Source organism: Glutamicibacter sp. B1 (assembly GCF_039602135.1).
Taxonomy (GTDB): Bacteria; Actinomycetota; Actinomycetes; order Actinomycetales; family Micrococcaceae; genus Glutamicibacter; species Glutamicibacter ectropisis.
Genome location: NZ_CP125942.1, coordinates 2,776,804 through 2,793,107 on the forward strand (window position 1 = coordinate 2,776,804; position 16,304 = coordinate 2,793,107).

The following is a 16,304-nucleotide window of genomic DNA, read 5'->3' on the forward strand; positions in this document are numbered from 1 at the left end:
AGCTTGAACAGAATCTTTAGAGCGTTATCTTAGTTCTCGGTTTTCCCATGACGCCAGTAGCCCATAAAAGCTACCTGCTTCCGGTCGATTCCGGCTTCCCTCACAAGATAGCGGCGCATCTCCTTGACCGTTCCTGCCTCACCAGCAATCCAGGCATAGAACGGAGCATTATCCGCAGCCCCGGTTTCCCAAAGAATCTGTGAGTCAACGTCAATATCTTCTGGTTCTGCATTCGTCTGCACTACACCAGCGGCTGGAATGGCGACCACCTGGCTCAAGGCCAGACGCAGTAATTCACCATGGGCATGGCTGCCACGAGGCAACCATTGCACAGAAACGCCAGAACGAGTTGAGGCGCCAAGAATGTCGGTAGTCTCGGGCACCTCAATCAGTGCATGACCGGTGACATGCGAAGGCAAGGACTCGAGAATGGAGCAGATCGCGGGAGCAGCAGTCTCATCACCAGCCAACACAATCCGGCTGGCCTCTCCAGGACGAAATTCGATGCCACCATAGCTGGCGTCGGACAGGAACTTGTTCGGCCCCAGCAACAGTAACTGGTCACCAACCTGCGCACGGTCGCCAAATTCGGTCGCCGGGCCGCCTTGAAGCTTGCCGTCCACCACATGGCCATGCATCACAAAGTCGATATCGAGTTCGGCGGTTGAACCACTGTTATCGCGGTGCCCAGCTTCGCGGAAGGCACGCACCGTGTACGTGCGCATGTAACCTCGGGTATCGGGGTCGATGGACAGCCAGCGCTGGTACCAACCTTCTTGTTCCGCAGGGCTGGTCATTGCCTGTGGACGCATCGAGGCAATCTCTTCGGTCAGCGCGCTACCACCAGCAGGTGGCAGCAGTAACTTGATGCGCATATCCAGCGGATGAGAATTGGTCCCAAAGTAATCTAGGTCTTTGCCGCTGAGAGTCAGTCGACGGAACGATGGCGAGAGTACTTGGGAATTGATCACCGTGGTATCAAAAGCCAAGGTTGGGACATATTCATGGGCTGGTCGCAGGCCCTGCTGCTCGCCCTCAGCTGCTTGGGCTCCGTCATTGTTCTCTGGTGCCGATACCGTTTCTGGCTCCAGTGCCTTGGGCTCACTGCGGAAAATACCCTGAGAGGCCAGGACCTGTTCGGTACGCAGTACGCGGTGGCGTCCGATGGGCAGGACGAGCGGGGTTCCACCCACTGGGTCAGGAATGACACGGCTTGGCATGCCGAAGACATCCTTGACCGTCTTTTCGGTCACCACTTCATTCGGGTGGCCCGCCGCGTAGATCTTGCCGTGGCGCAGGGCTACCAGGTAGTCGGCGTAGCGGGCTGCAAGATTCAAATCGTGCAACACGATGACCACGGTGATACCGCGGGTACGGTTCAATTCGCTGACCACATCCAGCACTTCAAGCTGGTGGGCAACGTCCAAGAACGTGGTGGGCTCATCGAGCAAGAGCAGGTCAGTTTCCTGGGCAAGGGCCATGGCGATCCAGACGCGCTGACGCTGACCACCGGAAAGCTCATCCACTGCACGATCAGCCAATTCGGTGGTGCCGGTCAACTCCATCGCCCGGTTCACCGCCGCTTCATCCTCGGTGGAGAAACGCTTAAACAATCCCTGGTGTGGGTAGCGGCCACGACTAATCAGCTCACGGGCGGTAATCCCATCCGGTGCGGTCGGCGACTGTGGCAACAGCCCCAAAGTCTTGGCAACTTCCTTAGCCGGCTTGGAATGGATATCCGCACCGTCCAACAACACCTGCCCGCCGGAGGGCTTAAGTAGGCGGGACAGGGCACGCAACAAGGTGGACTTGCCACAACCATTGGCACCCACCACGATGCTCACCTGCCCGGTAGGAATATCCAGAGACAGTTCATCGACAATGGTGACCTTGTCATAGGCCAATGTAAGATCGCTAGCCTGCAAAGTGGCCATGGGTTATGCCCCGCTTCCGGTTGAGTTGGCGCGCACCAAGATCCAAATCAGGAACGGTGCGCCGAATGCGCCGGTGATGACACCTACCGGCAGTGCAAGATCTGCGAACAAGTTCGCGGCAAAGAAGTTCGCCACAATCACGAGGGTGGCTCCGGTCAATCCGGCCAGCGGAATGTTGATCGGTCCGCGGCTCAGCGCCGCGCTGATCGGGCCGGCCAAGAATGCCACAAAGGCGAGGGGGCCGGTGATGGCAATGGGAATCGCGCCCATAGCCACCGCAACAAAAACAAGGAGTATTCGTGCCTGGTTGACGTTCACGCCCAATGCGGCCGCCGAGTCCTCCCCCAGCTCCAACATCTTCAATTGGCGCAACACGAAGGGCAATAAGAAGACGCCCAGCACCGCGAGGCTGATCAAAAGAATCAGGGCACTGTTCCAGTTGCTTGAAGACAAGGACCCGGTCAACCAGTGCATGGCATCGCTGGCGGTATTCATTTCTGCCCGGGACAGCAGGTACTGAATGAGGGCTTGAAGCATCGCACCGATGGCTAGACCGGCCAGAATCAGTCGTGGCCCGGTGCGCTTGCCGGAGGCCGAAAGCCAATAAATCACGGCTGCGACGATCAGTCCACCGGCTAGGGCAAAGACGTTGAGTTTCCAGTCGTTATAGCCCAGGATCAGCATGGCCAGTACTGCGGCCGCGGAAGCACCGTAGCCCACGCCGATGACGTCGGGACTGGCCAGTGGGTTGCCCAACCAGCGTTGGAACAGCGCACCGGAGATGCCCAGACCTGCGCCGGCCAAGGCGCCCACGGCAACTCGCGGCAGCCTGTCGGAGAGGATGATGAAACTGGTGCCTGGCACGCTCTGGCCGCTTAACACCTGCAGAACTTCGGTAGCTGGTAACCGGTCTCGGCCCCAGAAGAGGTAGGCCAGCACGGTGACCACGATGGCCAGGGACATCCACAGGCTGGTGCGAAGTACCCTGTTCTTGCGCGCGACAGGTTTGGCCGGTGCTTTTGGTGCTTTCGCTGCTACCGGCTGAGGATCGTTGGGGGTTGGCTGGCTCATGGTTGTTCGTGTCATTTCGCTGGTGCTCACAGGCTCACCGACTTCATGCCGCTGCGCATCATCAGGATAAACAGTGGCCCACCGATCAGTGCGCACATCACGCCCACCTGGATTTCACTCGGTGGCGCGATCACGCGTCCCACGGTATCAGCCACCAAAAGCAAGATCGGTCCAGCCAGCAGGCTGGCAGGCATCAACCATCGGTAATCGGAACCCACCAGTAGGCGTACCGCATGGGGAATCATCAAACCGACGAAGGCGATCGGGCCGGCCACAGCGGTGGCGGTACCGGCCAAGATGACCACGCCGATCGACCCGAGCAGTCGAGCTCTACCGAGGTTGAAGCCCAGTGCGGTGGCGGTGTCATCCCCCATGGCTACGGCGTTGGAAACGCGTGCGGTGGACAGCAGGATCAGCGCACCAATAACCACCATGGGTATCGCACCGATAAAGGTCTCAACAGGTGTACTGGAGAGTGTGCCAACCTGCCATTTGCGGAATTGGTCCAGGGTGGAATCCGAGACCATGAGGATCGCGTTGGTAATGGCTCCCACGCCGACGGCCATCGCTGCGCCGCCCAGGGCCAGCTTGATCGGGGTGGCCCCGTCACGCCCCACGCTAGCTACCACGTAGACCAGAATCATCACCACTGCTGCACCGATAAAGGCCGCGACCATAATTCCGGTCAGTGAGCTGACACCAAAAAGCGCAATGGCTAGAACCACGCTCATTGAGGAGCCAGCGTTCAGCCCCAGAATTCCGGTATCGGCCAAGGGGTTGCGGGTCAGTCCCTGCAGTCCGGCACCGGCCAAACCGAGCGCTGCTCCGACAACAATGCCACCGACGGTTCGGGCGAAACGCGAGGCCACCACACCCTGATCCCCATTGTTGGGGTCAAAATGCCATAGGGCATCACTGACTGTGCTCAACGAGACCGAGCGGGCACCGAAGAGTAGCGAGGCAACGATGGCCACGAGTAAAAACACCGCTAGGATCAGTAGAGCTAAGACCTTACGTGGCAAGCGATAGCCGGTCGCCGCGGGCGTCGGGCGCGTCATACTTTCAGTCGCGGTCATTGGTTCCTACACTCATTGCTATGGCACATCTTTCCTCGCCCACCGTCATTGCTCCCGGTATCGGCCTGTTGACCGCCGATAATCCTTCGGAAATGACGCTGGATGGGACTAATTCTTATCTGCTGTTCGACCCGGCACTCCCGCAGCTGGAACCAGGAACCCCGGTGGTTCTGATTGACCCGGGGCCCGAGTTGGAAGAGCACCTGCAGTCCCTGGCTCAATTTGAGATTCAGCTGGTGTTGATCACCCATCGCCATGCGGATCATACCGGCGGCATTGACCGCTTGCGTGAGCTGGCCGGTGCACCGGTGCGAGCCAAACTGGCCGAGTATTGCCGTGACGCTCCCGTGTTGGAAGACCATGAGGTCATCAACGCTGCTGGCACACGTATTCAGGTGCATTTTACCCCTGGCCACACCTCGGACTCCGTGTGCTTTACGGCCCAAGATTCGCAGTTGTTCACCGGGGATACCGTGCTGGGTCGGGGCACCACCATTTTGGAACACCCCGATGGAACCCTGGCCGATTACCTTGACTCGTTGAACCGCCTGTTGGCCCTGCCCGAGATGTCCCTGCACCCGGCGCACGGGCAACAACACGAAACCTCGCATCAGTTGTTGCGTGCGTACCTTGAGCATCGAGAATCCCGGTTGGAGCAAGTACGCGTTGCCCTGCAGAAACTCGGCAAGGCCGGGGCGGACGCGACTCCAGCTGACTTGCTGGAGATCGTCTACCCCGACCTGGATCCGCGCCTGGTGGGCGCGGCGAGCCATTCCTTGGAAGCGCAATTGCACTACTTAGCGTCGAATCGCTAAAGGTTACTTAGCTGCTGCTGCGTTATCGGCAGCCTTCACGATGTTTGGAACTACGTTCTTCAAAGCCCATTCGATGGACAGCGGTGAAGCTGCGGAGATCGACAGGGTTGCCTCGTCGGTGCCTGGCAGGGCTACCGCGTCGTTCTTGACGGCAGGGATCTGGCCGTACAGTGGCTGACCCTTGACGATGTCTTCAACAGTGTTCCCGGCAATGGCGGAAGCGAAGACAATGTCCGAATCCCACTCGTTTACCTTTTCAGGTGAGACGGTGTAAAAGAAGGTGTCCTTGGTGGCGTTCTTCTGTACGTAGTCCGCCTGCTTCATGCCCAGTGCACTGAGGAAGCGTGGACGGGTATCACCCTCGGAGTAGACGTAGGCGGTGTCTGGTGAGGACAGGTCAGCTGCGATGAAGGTGGTGTCCTTCAAAACGGCGTTGTCTTCGCCGACCTGAGCCATCTCGCCCTCGATCTTCTCGATCAGTGCGTCAGCTTCGTCTTCCTTGCCCAGCATCTGGCCGGCAGCCTCGGTGACCTCTTCCCAGCTAGTGGTGTAGTTTGCCTTGATTGGGCCAACGACCGGAGCGATTTCCTGCAGCTTCTTGTACTGTTCCTCTTTCAGGCCCGAGTACGGAGCAAAGATCACGTCTGGCTTGGTCTTAGCGATCGCGGTGTAGTCCGGATCATCACCGGTAGCGAACTGCACTGGCGCGTTATCAGAGCCGATCGAGGCATCCAGCTTAGCCAGTGCCTCATCCTTCCAGGTGGTGGAGTTGTTCGCGTTCTGACCATAAGCATCGGTGTCCATGCCTACCGGCACGGTATCAAGGGCCAGCAGGGTGTCAGCATTAACCCACGAGATGGTTGCTACACGCTCTGGAGCCTTATCGATGGTGGTCTCACCATAGATGTTCTTGATGGTGACCGGGGTGAATTCTTCGGAAGCCTTGCTCGAAGTATCCGCGGAGGAATCTGCGGAGTTACTAGCCGAACCGCAAGCGGTCAGGGACAGGGCAAGGATTGCGGTGGACGCGGCGAAGATCCCGGCGCGACGTGAAATTTTCATGGGTCGGTGATTCCAGACTATGCGAGGTTCCGTAAACATACGGCCCTAGAATAGGTTAGGTTTACCTACCCGGGCCGTATGCCACATTACGCGTTGATTCGATCAATACGCAACACGAAACGTCTCTAATCACGAACTTTGAAGTGAAGCTAACCACACACGAGCATTAACTTCCAGTTCATTTTCCGTTCTTGACCACAGGTTTCATTCTCTTGACGCCAGCAAACGCGCCGGCTCAGCCACGGTAATAGAAATCCTCACCAAAACAAGTCCAAGTACTACGGCGGCAATAACGGTCAGCACCGTCAACGGACTAAAAATGACTGCCATACCCGCCAAAGGAAGAACCAGCAAAGTTGAAGCGATAGCAAAAGCAATGGACGCGGCTAACGCAGGAACCATCAAAGACTTCACTCGAGCCGCATTCATCGTGCCCCAATCCATGCCCAATCGGTGCAGTCCTGAGTACAGCTCGGCACTGTCCAAGGTACTAGCGCTCTGGGTAATGGCCGATGAGGCAGCAACACAAATAAAGGTAATCGCGAGCGTCAGCAAAACACCGGTCAAAATATCGGCAGGTAAATAGTCATACCAAGTGTTGGTGGGTTCTTGGGCGCTAGTCGCATTCATCATCGCGGCCCCGCTGCCACCGATGACCGCCACGAAGGAAGCCATCGCCACACCCGAAACTTGCCTCCAGGATTCCGCAGGATTTTCTAAGATCATCCGGGCGGCGAGCAACTGCTGTGGCGTCTGGGCCTTTTTCAATTTGCTCTGTGCGACTTTAGAAACCAGGTACGGCCCCACGAGGTTCAAGATCAACATTCCGAGCCCAAACCCGCCAAGGATCACGATCAACACCACTGCGATGCTCTGCGCAACCTGAGAAAGGTTAGTGAAGAGTAGTGAGAGCACCAGGATTCCGCCTACGGTAATCGCTGCTCGAATCCAACTGGGCACCGGGACACTGCGCCGGGTAGCCACGGCCAGCGGCGTAATCATGAGCTTACGTAAACCAACGGCTGCACTGATCGCCGAGAGCGCCACAACTGCGAAAACTGCAGCCGCTAGCACCCACACCGGTAGATAAATGGCCGTCCCAATGGGAGAACCTTGAAATGAGATCAGCGATGCCAACGGCGCGCAGGCCAAATACAGGACAACACCGGCGAGCGCCCCGGCCAGGGCAGTACCTGAAGCCTGAAGGATCGCCACCGAACGAATCTGTGATCCGGTGGCACCGAGCAGACGTAACGAAGACAACGCCCGATCATTAGCACGCGCCGAAAGCCGTGCTGCGGCCGAGCCGAGGACCATGAGTGGCACGATCAAGAGCACTACCGCAAAGCCCGCTAGAGGTAAATAGGTTCCCTGCGCCTCGGCTTCAAAACGGGTGAAGGAATATGCTCCGCCCAGAACAATGAGCATCACCGCACTCACCAGCGCATAGGCACTCACGGTGAGCACTTGTGGGGCCAGGCGTGTTTTGGCCGGGCGTCCAAGCAGCCAGGCAAAGTGCAAAATATTCATCGCACATCCCCACCCGAGACACGCGTGCCACGACGGCTATCGCTGATCAACTGACCGTCTTGTAGTTTCACCACGCGATCGCACTGGGCAGCGACCGAAGGATCGTGGGTGACCATGACCAGCGACTTACCTTGACCCACGGTGCAGTCCAACAATGTCTCGAGCACTTCGGCACCAGTCGCAGAGTCCAAGGCACCGGTAGGTTCATCGGCAAAGACGACCATCGCGCCGGTGACCTGTGCACGCGCGATGGCCACGCGTTGCATCTGTCCGCCGGAGAGTTGGCCCATGCGTCGCTGTTCCATCCCTGCCAGCCCCAGTGCTATCAGGGCCTGATCTGCTTGGGCGATAGCAGCTGCCCGTGGTACCCCATTGATCATCAAAGCCATGGCCACGTTTTCTTCGGCCGTGAGTTCAGGAATCAATAGCCCCGACTGGAATACAAAGCCGAAGGACCCTCGGCGCAGTTTTGTTCGTGCCTTATCCGACAGCTCTTGGACGTTCAGCGGTGGTTGCCCGGGTAAGTTGAGCGCTAGGCTCCCGGCATCAGGGAGCTCAATACCCGCCAAGGCATGCAATAAAGTGGATTTTCCGGATCCGGAAGGTCCCATGATGGCTAAGGACTCTCCGAGGGAGATTTCGAGGCTGACACCGTTCAGAGCAGTCGTGGCACCGAAGCTTCGATAGAGGTTTTGGGCGTGAAGGACGGGCGGATGACCAAAGGAATTTTCAAGCATGATTCAATGTTTTCAATATTGCCCCGTAAGGACATCGGCGCATGGGGCGAAGTCATGCTGGGCCGGGTTCATCCCCCGGTAGGAGCAAGACTGCTTTAGACCAGTACTTCAGGAGCTCTTGAGCCATTTATGAAATTGGAACTGTATACACAACCTTTTTGTGCCCCCTGCGTCCGCACGAGGCAAACGGTGGCTCGAGCCAAGAAACTACTACCTGACTTACAGGTAGAAGAAATCAATGTGGTGGAGCAGGTTCAGCGTGGTGAAGAGTTAGGCATCACCAGCACTCCGGTGATCAGGTTGTTGCAGGAAAACAAGGAAAAATTCAGAGCTCACGATACTCCCACGTTGCCACAGCTTTTAGCCGCTATTGCGCGCGCCAGCGACTAGTCTCACGTGACCTTGAACCCTTAGATGCACGGTTCTGCTGTGTTTATGGGGAAGAATAGATCAGGTGATAAGTGTGCCAGGTGTTGAACATGAGTGTTTCCAGCGTGTCTTAGCTGATTCATCTAATCGCATCGAATGGCTTAGGGCACGAGCGCAAGGCATCACAGCAACTGATGTTGCAAAGCTTTCCACCGAGAAATCCATCAAGAACGCAGCCTGGGACAAGCTCTACGGCAATGGTTTCTCCGGTAATCCGTACACCGATCACGGACGCAAACGCGAACCAGTGATCGCAGCATGGGTGCAGGAGAACTTCAATATTTTCCCTTCTTCCCAGCTCTTTCACGCTCAGCACTCCAAACTTCATCTAGCCACCCCAGATGGTCTTGGCTTTGATGCCATGGGTGCTCCGGTCTTAGCGGAAATCAAGACCACCAACAAACCTTTTAAGAAGATCCCCAAAAACTATTTACGTCAGATTCTTTGGCAGCAACACGTCATCGGTGCGCAACGGACCCTCTTCGTTTGGGAAGAGCATCAGGATTTTGTTCCGGTACGTGCAGTGCCCGAGTATCTCTGGGTAGAGCGGGATGATGAGCTCATTCAAGATCTCATTGATAAGGCTGAATCCTTGATTGCCGCTCTTCGTGAGGCCACCGCTAGGCAAGAACGCTACAACGACTATGGCCCGGCAGCCCTTCGTCTCTAGATACTTCGAGAACCCAAAAGATCCTTGGACACCACTGCATTCACAGTTGGGGTCCAAGGATCATTTGTTTTGACGGCAACTTGCCTCTGAACTATGCCCCGGTGTTGGGAATCATTCGTGGATCAGGCAAGCATTCTGGGTAGCTTTCCATCAGCTCAGCCAGAAGCTTCTCGCGGATCATGTTGCGCAAGCTCCACAAATCACCGGCGTTACGAGCGGAAAGATACACCGTCACGGTCTGGAGACCGTTTTGCGCGTCGGTCACCAGTAGTTCGTTGCTTCGACCATCCCACAGGTCTGAGGCTTCAAGCAGCTCTGTGCTGCGTTGACGCAAGTAAGCAATTGGGGCGTTAAGTTTAAGCTGCAGAGCCACGTTTCCTGAGATCTCAGTGCTACGGCGTGACCAGTTTTCGAATGGTGTGGTGGTGAAGTAGGTGGATGGCAAAATCATGCGGCGGCCATCAAGCAGTAGCACCACGACATAGGACAGGGTGATTTCTTCGACTGTGCCGCGTTCTCCTTCGACCACCACGGTGTCATCCACGCGGATGGAATCGGTGAAAGCGACCTGTAGTCCAGCGAAGACATTGGCCAGTGTGGATTGGACAGCCAAACCAACAACTACCGAGGCCAAACCAGCAGAGGCGAGAAGCCCAGCGCCCAAGGCCCGTACCTGTTCAATGGTCAGCAAGACCGCGGCAACGGCCAAGATGCACAAAACCGCGATCAGTACGCGGCGCATCAGTCCCACCTGGGTTTGCACCTTGGCAAGTCGACGCCCTGGACCAAATTTCGCTTCAAAGCGGGACATCATGCCGGCTTCAACTACGCGCACTACCTTGATGATGAACCAGGTCAGGAACGTCACCAAGATGATCAGGATGACGAATTGCCATGGGTTGTACCAGTCCCGGTCCCGGTAGAAGATCGCGAAAGCCGACTTGGCCACGATCGAGGTAATCAACCCGAAAAACGGAATTCGGGTGGCTTCCACGTCCGCTTCTTCTACCCCAATGCGCTTCAGGGTACGACGGGCAATCGTACTGAAAACAAAAGCCAGAATGGCTGCGACGACTGCTCCGAGGAGGAGCACCGCCCAGAATTGCAAAGATTCAGGCAAGAAGCTGGAAGCATTAATGACTTCTTCGACAGTCTCGTCTAAAGGTTCAATGGGGGAAGGTGACATGTTTTAAGGATGTCATATGGCGCTAAAAAATTACTGTGCACAACCTTGCCGCCACCCAAGGGAGGCCACAAATCAACGCGATTCTGATCACGGTGATGCTCACTGCCGGGTCGGTACAACCACGATGCGCAATCGTTCGTACCTAGGCAGAAGGCATCGATGACTTTTGCGCGTCCTTCCACGTAATACCCGATCAACCTGAGGGTTAATGTGCCACCATGCTAAGTATGAGCCGAACATTTGCTTATCAGCAGGTTGATGTTTTTGCGCCCACTGCTTTTAACGGCAATGGGCTCGGAGTCGTCTTCAATGCTGACAGCCTGAGCGATGACCAGATGCAACACTTCGCACAGTGGATGAATTTGGCTGAGACGGTCTTCTTTGTCGAGCCCACCCATGAAGAGGCCGACTATGCGATCCGTATCTTCACACCCAGCACGGAACTGTCTTTTGCCGGCCACCCGACCCTTGGTGCTGCTCATGCTTGGCTCGAGTCCGGTGGCGTCCCGGGACCTGCCGGTGATTTGATTCAACAGTGCCAGGCTGGGCTCATCCCAGTTCGAGTAGAACGTGAAAGCAATGACAGCCACTCACGTCGTCTCGCATTCCTCGCTCCCCCACTGACGCGCTCCGGACCATTAGAACCAGACGTTCTTCAGTGGGCCATTAGTGGTCTAGGAATCCACGAGGATGACGTGGTGGATCATCAGTGGCTGGTCAACGGACCACATCCTGCGGGCCTTGTTCTGCGCGATGCTGACGTGGTGCTGGGTATCGAACCAGACTACGAAGCCCTTCAAGGATTAGAAGTTGGGGTTATCGGCCCCTATACGGCGTCGAGTGTGGCCCACGGTGTGTGGCAACCCCGGGGTTCGGTTCTGCCCCGCATTTCAGGTACGCGTGAAGAATTGCGTCCCTTGGATGTCTCTGACCTAGAACGCTCCGAAGAACGCTTTGGCTCGGTGGTATTGCAGCCTCCAGCAGACTTCGAAGTGCGTGCCTTTGTTGCTGGTGAAGCAGTGTCAGAAGATCCTGCCACCGGTTCTTTGAACGCAGCCTTTGGCATCTGGCTGACCCAGTCCGGCTATGCCCCGCAACGCTACACGGTGCGTCAAGGTACCCGCGTTGGTCGTAGCGCCATCTTGCATATTGAAGCCACGGAACAGGGTGTGTGGGTCAGCGGGGATGTCGAAACGCGCATTTCCGGCAATGTGAGTTTCGACTAATTACCCGTTCATAGTCTTACTATCTATTCCGCTTCAGCTAAACAAGCACTAATCTTGACCAGTGCCTGAAACTGCAAATCCCACCCCTGACTTTGATAAGAAAGCCGCTTGGCGTGCCCTGTGGGCACTGGTCATCGGCTTCTTCATGATCCTTCTGGACACCACCATCGTGTCCACCGCAATGCCGTCTATCATGGCCTCACTCGATGCCGACATTTCTGGCATTCTCTGGGTCAATAGCGCCTACCTACTTACCTTTGCTGTGCCACTACTGGTCACCGGACGCTTGGGTGACCGCTTCGGACCACGCAACATCTACCTCATCGGTATGGTGATTTTCTCGCTCGCCTCCCTTTGGTGCGGCCTGTCAGATTCCCTCGGATCCTTGATTGCTGCCCGTGCAGTCCAAGGTCTCGGCGCTTCGATGATCTCGCCTCAGGCGATGACAATGATTACTCGTCTCTTCCCTTACCAGCACCGTGGTGCAGCCATGGGCTTGTGGGGTGCAGTCGCTGGTATCGCTTCGTTGATTGGCCCGATTGCTGGCGGATTGCTGGTTGACTCGGTGGGCTGGGAATGGATTTTCTTCATCAACCTACCCATCGCTGTCCTCAGCTTGGTGATGGTCTTCAAATTTGTTCCACGTTTGGAACCGCAAGCACATTCCTTTGATTGGATTGGCGTTGCCCTATCTGCAGTGGCCATGTTCTGCTTGGTCTTTGGCATTCAGGAAGGCGACTCAACCAATTGGGAGCCATTCATTGGTCCGTTCACCTCGTGGCACTTGATCATTGCCGGTGTCCTGCTGTTTGCGGTGTTCATTTGGTGGCAGAGCAAGACGAAGTCCGAACCGCTGGTTCCGCTGCGTCTGTTTACAGTGCGTAATTTCTCGCTGTCCAATGTGGCCATCGCCTTCATGGGGCTAACCATTGCCACGATTAGCTTGCCAATGGTGTTCTTCTTGCAGAACGTGCGCGGGCTGACTCCTACGGAATCGGCTCTGATGATTTCGCCGATGGCAGTTGTTGGTATTTTCCTTGCTCCACGTCTGGGCAAGATGGTCAATAAACTCAGCCCGCGTGTGCTGGCTGTTCCCGGTTTCCTGCTGTTCGGTGGGGCTACCGTGGTCTATGCGTTCATGATGCACGCCGACATTGCGTTGTGGACACTGCTGATTCCGTCGGCCGTACAGGGTGTTGGCTCGGCCATGATTTGGCCGTCGCTTTCGTTGGCTGCGACCAGAGACCTGACGCCTCGCGACGCTGGTGCTGGATCAGGCATTTACAACACCACTCGTCAGATTGGTTCTGTATTAGGTTCCGCGCTGATTGCCGTCATGATGGACTCACGGGTTCAGGCACAAATCGAAAAGGCAGGGTCCAAGGACCCTGCAACGCTGATGGAAGCAACATCCGTTGGTTTGGGTCAGGCATTGTTGCTTCCTGGATTCGTTGCAGTTGCCGCCGTGTTTGTGGTGGCTTTCCTGAATCCAGGTAAAAAGGCTTAACAACGGATCAGTAAATCCGCAGATGCGGTAAATGCGCAAGAACCCTGGTTGCTCAGTGGAAATCCACTGAGCAGCCAGGGTTCGTTTTGATAGCTAGCTACTTAAGCCTGGCTAGAAGGACCGTCGTTGTTGTCGCCGTTTTTGAATTCATCGACCTTCTCGCCGATCTTTTCTTGAGCATCTGAGGCAAAGTCTTTGATGCTCTCCGTGGCGTCCTCGGCGAACTCTTTGGCATTCTCGACTGCTTCGCCCAGCTTCTTCTTTGCATCATCTAAGAAACCCATTGGTTCTCCCCTTAGTTTGTTATCCAAATTCGACCGCTGAAGACCACAGTCTTCAAAATCAATGTACTGGCACACCAACATCTGGCTAAGCGTTGGCGCAAAGATTACTTGTCTTTTTTGGCTTTCTTGGCAGCCTTGCGACCGAAGATCAATGCCACAGCGATACCTGCTAGCCACACGTCCTTGGCTAGCGCCGTACCGTCAGCGGTTGGGCGAACACCATCGGATTCGGTCATCCCTGGAGTGCGCAAGTAGGAAGACAACAGCACTCCCGAGAAGGCTCCAAGGCCGAGTCCGGCCAGACGTGAAGGCACAAGTGGAAGCAACAGTGCACTTCCTAGCGAGATCTCCGAGATGGAGACCACTTTGCCGAAGACTGATGGTTCGAGCTCTGCCAACTGTGGCACGCCGTTGGTTGCCATCTGTTGCAATCCGGCGGCGCTGGCTTCGTCAATGCGTAGCTTGTTGATACCGCTGTTGAGAATAAACGCGCCGCTGACTAATCGGAGTGCGGCGTTTGCGATCGAGATTCCCATGGACTCCCACTTCTCTTTCCAATAGTAAAAACGCGTTCTGGAAAAGAACGCTCTGCTGTTTAGCGTAGTCATGGCGGTGGCAGTTCACAATCATTTCGACGGCGTGCTTAGCGCCTTCCAAGTTTCTCAGAATAAGAATCGTGCTAAATTCGTGAATCATGATCGCTTCTTCTGCTGTACCACCGGCCGCACTTGATCTGCTTATTTCTCAGGGATTCGACGCCACAAGTGTTGATGAACTAGCGGCAGCTGCCGGGATCTCACGTTCCACGTTCTTTCGCCGCTTCGGTTCAAAAGAGAACATGGTTTTCGCTGACCAAGAAATGATCATCACGCATGTTCAGACAACGCTGGCGGCTTCCTCTGTTGATGCGATTTCTACCTTGATCGATGCAGCTCACGTGGTCTTCGACCAGTACACGGTTAATCCCGAAGGTGCCCAACTGCGCCACAAGCTTCTGTCCTCCGTTCCGTCGTTACGTGAACGAGAGTTGGTATCAACCCATCGATATGAGCGCGCTTTTTACGAGTTTCTCTCTCGTCGAAACCTAGCCAACACAGCATCGGAGAAATCATTGTGCTTGGGAGTGAGCGCGGGTCTGGTGGCCATTCACAATGATCATCTAAGAACATGGCTCAAGGATTCAAACAGCACTGACCGTAGCAAGCTCGCTCATGATGTGCGCCTTTTCCTTGACCGTTTCGCTGATCTGCTTGGAGAAGATAACGAACAAACCACCAAGACTTCGCCGGCACCAACGGTTGTTGTTTCCGTGTTGGATTCGGGTGCCGACGAGCAATCCATCTTGCAGGCTGTTTCCGCCGCACTCTCCGAGCGCAACAAATAAACACGCACCACACACCATGAAACCTAGTTTCTTGACATGACACTGCGTTCCATTAGGCTAGAGATGAAAGTTTTTCACTCTAGCCAATTTGGAGCGCTGAGATGACCGAGCAGTCTACCGGTTTGGAATTTCCCACCGGAGTTGTTGAACCGGAGTACGACCTGTGGGCAGAAGACGTCAACATTGACCCCACCGGAATCTTTGCCGATATTGATGCAGCAGACCTAGCCTGGCGCACCAAGGCACGCAAGTTCATCGTTGAAGAAGTCAAAAACGACATTCACGAATACTGGGATAAGGCCGATTATCCCCTTCATCTGATCAAGAAACTGGGCGACGCTGACCTGTTGCGTGACGGTCTCAATCTAGACTCCCACGAGAAGATGAGCCCTCTTGCAGCTGGCCTGGTCAACATGGAGATGGCCCGAGGCGACGGTTCCGTGGCCACCATCGTTGGTGTTCAGGGTGGTCTGGCACTGCGCTCCGTTCTTTTCTGCGGCAACGAGGACCAGATCCAGAAATACGCCATGCCGATGTTGACCGGTGAACTGGCTGGTGCGTTTGCTTTGACTGAACCAACTCACGGTTCAGACTCAGTGTCGTTGGAAACCCGTGCGACAAAAGTCGAGGGTGGATACCGACTCAGTGGTGAAAAGAAATGGATCGGTAACGGATCCATCGGCGGTGTCTCGATTGTCTGGGCCCGTGATGATGAAGGTAAGGTCCGTGGCTTTGTCGTCCATCAGGATGCCGAGGGTTACAACGCAACCACGATCCAGAACAAGCTGTCACTGCGCGCTATCTGGCAGGCTCATATCCGTATGGAGAATGTGTTTGTCCCTGATGAGGACGTGTTGCCAGAGGCCAAGAGCTTCAAGGACACCTCGCGGGTGCTCTTCGCTACTCGTCTGGGCGTCGCTTGGTCCGCTGTAGGTCATGCCACCGCTTGCTACGAGTCGGCCGTGAACTACGCCAAGCAGCGTGTGCAGTTCGGTCGCCCGCTGGCTGCCAGCCAGATTGTGCAGGAACGTTTGGCACGCATGCAGTCAGAGCTTGCCACCATTCAGGTACTGGTCATGCAGGCAACCAAACGCGAAACCACCGGCGAGCTCACCGGTCCGCAGGCTTCACTGGCCAAGTACACGGCCACGCGTACGGCTCGTTCCATTGCCTCAAACGCCCGCGACCTACTAGGTGGCAACGGTATTCTCACCAGTAACCGCGTAGCCCGCCACTTCGCTGACGTTGAAGCAATCCATACCTATGAAGGTACCGAGACTGTTCAGGCGCTGATCATGGGACGCGACATTACCGGGTTCTCGGCTTTCGCATAAACCGCAAAATTCAATAACACAACGCTCGGGGTCTTTTCAGTTCAAGGCCCCGAGCGTTG

At 55.9% G+C, this 16,304-nt stretch carries 16 protein-coding genes; 7 read left to right on the forward strand and 9 right to left on the reverse strand.

The window, feature by feature from the left end:
* Positions 1-29 precede the first annotated feature (29 nt).
* Genes QMQ05_RS13030 through QMQ05_RS13040 form a run of 3 tightly spaced genes read right to left on the reverse strand, consistent with a single transcriptional unit; the run spans position 30 to position 4,081 of the window.
* Positions 30-1,934 carry an ATP-binding cassette domain-containing protein gene (locus QMQ05_RS13030; protein WP_345470647.1) on the reverse strand — a complete coding sequence of 635 codons (1,905 nt, stop codon included), beginning with the start codon at positions 1,932-1,934 and terminating at the stop codon, positions 30-32.
* Between the two features lie 3 nt (positions 1,935-1,937).
* Positions 1,938-3,005, reverse strand: coding sequence for a FecCD family ABC transporter permease (locus QMQ05_RS13035; RefSeq protein WP_345470649.1), 1,068 nt, complete (start codon positions 3,003-3,005; stop codon positions 1,938-1,940).
* Between the two features lie 26 nt (positions 3,006-3,031).
* On the reverse strand, positions 3,032-4,081 hold the full coding sequence (locus tag QMQ05_RS13040; protein WP_345470651.1) for a FecCD family ABC transporter permease: 1,050 nt from the start codon (positions 4,079-4,081) through the stop codon (positions 3,032-3,034).
* Positions 4,082-4,101: 20 nt separating this feature from the next.
* Here QMQ05_RS13040 and QMQ05_RS13045 point away from each other — a divergent pair, with 20 nt between their 5' ends.
* On the forward strand, positions 4,102-4,896 hold the full coding sequence (locus QMQ05_RS13045; RefSeq protein ID WP_345470653.1) for an MBL fold metallo-hydrolase: 795 nt from the start codon (positions 4,102-4,104) through the stop codon (positions 4,894-4,896).
* A 3-nt stretch (positions 4,897-4,899) separates the two neighbouring features.
* Here the strand turns inward: QMQ05_RS13045 and QMQ05_RS13050 are convergent, their stop codons facing one another.
* From QMQ05_RS13050 to QMQ05_RS13060, 3 genes are all read right to left on the reverse strand, one after another.
* Positions 4,900-5,958 carry an ABC transporter substrate-binding protein gene (locus QMQ05_RS13050; protein WP_345470655.1) on the reverse strand — a complete coding sequence of 353 codons (1,059 nt, stop codon included), beginning with the start codon at positions 5,956-5,958 and terminating at the stop codon, positions 4,900-4,902.
* Between the two features lie 204 nt (positions 5,959-6,162).
* Positions 6,163-7,488: an FtsX-like permease family protein gene (locus tag QMQ05_RS13055; RefSeq protein ID WP_345470657.1), complete on the reverse strand. Its 1,326-nt coding sequence runs from the start codon at positions 7,486-7,488 to the stop codon at positions 6,163-6,165.
* Positions 7,485-8,225, reverse strand: coding sequence for an ABC transporter ATP-binding protein (locus QMQ05_RS13060; protein WP_345470659.1), 741 nt, complete (start codon positions 8,223-8,225; stop codon positions 7,485-7,487). The genes QMQ05_RS13055 and QMQ05_RS13060 overlap by 4 nt, the downstream gene beginning before the upstream one ends.
* 189 nt (positions 8,226-8,414) lie before the next feature.
* On the opposite strand from QMQ05_RS13060, the gene QMQ05_RS13065 reads away from it, so the two are divergent.
* Together QMQ05_RS13065 and QMQ05_RS13070 are read left to right on the forward strand one after the other, a co-directional pair.
* Positions 8,415-8,615 carry a thioredoxin gene (locus QMQ05_RS13065; RefSeq protein ID WP_345470661.1) on the forward strand — a complete coding sequence of 67 codons (201 nt, stop codon included), beginning with the start codon at positions 8,415-8,417 and terminating at the stop codon, positions 8,613-8,615.
* Between the two features lie 73 nt (positions 8,616-8,688).
* Positions 8,689-9,324, forward strand: coding sequence for a YqaJ viral recombinase family protein (locus QMQ05_RS13070; RefSeq protein ID WP_345470662.1), 636 nt, complete (start codon positions 8,689-8,691; stop codon positions 9,322-9,324).
* 91 nt (positions 9,325-9,415) lie between these two features.
* Here QMQ05_RS13070 and QMQ05_RS13075 read toward each other — a convergent pair whose 3' ends face one another.
* Positions 9,416-10,510: a mechanosensitive ion channel family protein gene (locus QMQ05_RS13075; RefSeq protein ID WP_345470663.1), complete on the reverse strand. Its 1,095-nt coding sequence runs from the start codon at positions 10,508-10,510 to the stop codon at positions 9,416-9,418.
* A gap of 227 nt (positions 10,511-10,737) precedes the next feature.
* Here QMQ05_RS13075 and QMQ05_RS13080 point away from each other — a divergent pair, with 227 nt between their 5' ends.
* Positions 10,738-11,736 carry a PhzF family phenazine biosynthesis protein gene (locus QMQ05_RS13080; protein ID WP_345470664.1) on the forward strand — a complete coding sequence of 333 codons (999 nt, stop codon included), beginning with the start codon at positions 10,738-10,740 and terminating at the stop codon, positions 11,734-11,736.
* Between the two features lie 61 nt (positions 11,737-11,797).
* On the forward strand, positions 11,798-13,243 hold the full coding sequence (locus QMQ05_RS13085; protein WP_345470665.1) for a DHA2 family efflux MFS transporter permease subunit: 1,446 nt from the start codon (positions 11,798-11,800) through the stop codon (positions 13,241-13,243).
* 101 nt (positions 13,244-13,344) lie between these two features.
* On the opposite strand, the gene QMQ05_RS13090 is transcribed toward QMQ05_RS13085, so the two are convergent.
* Complete coding sequence (locus tag QMQ05_RS13090) at positions 13,345-13,527, reverse strand: hypothetical protein (protein ID WP_334123862.1); 183 nt, start codon at positions 13,525-13,527, stop codon at positions 13,345-13,347.
* 104 nt (positions 13,528-13,631) lie between these two features.
* The gene (locus tag QMQ05_RS13095) at positions 13,632-14,063 is read right to left on the reverse strand and encodes a hypothetical protein (protein ID WP_334123863.1); all 432 of its coding nucleotides are present in this window, start codon (positions 14,061-14,063) and stop codon (positions 13,632-13,634) included.
* Positions 14,064-14,221: 158 nt separating this feature from the next.
* Between QMQ05_RS13095 and QMQ05_RS13100 the strand changes: the two genes are divergently transcribed.
* On the forward strand, positions 14,222-14,911 hold the full coding sequence (locus QMQ05_RS13100) for a TetR family transcriptional regulator (protein ID WP_345470668.1): 690 nt from the start codon (positions 14,222-14,224) through the stop codon (positions 14,909-14,911).
* Between the two features lie 101 nt (positions 14,912-15,012).
* Complete coding sequence (locus QMQ05_RS13105) at positions 15,013-16,245, forward strand: acyl-CoA dehydrogenase family protein (protein WP_058256796.1); 1,233 nt, start codon at positions 15,013-15,015, stop codon at positions 16,243-16,245.
* Positions 16,246-16,304 lie beyond the last annotated feature (59 nt).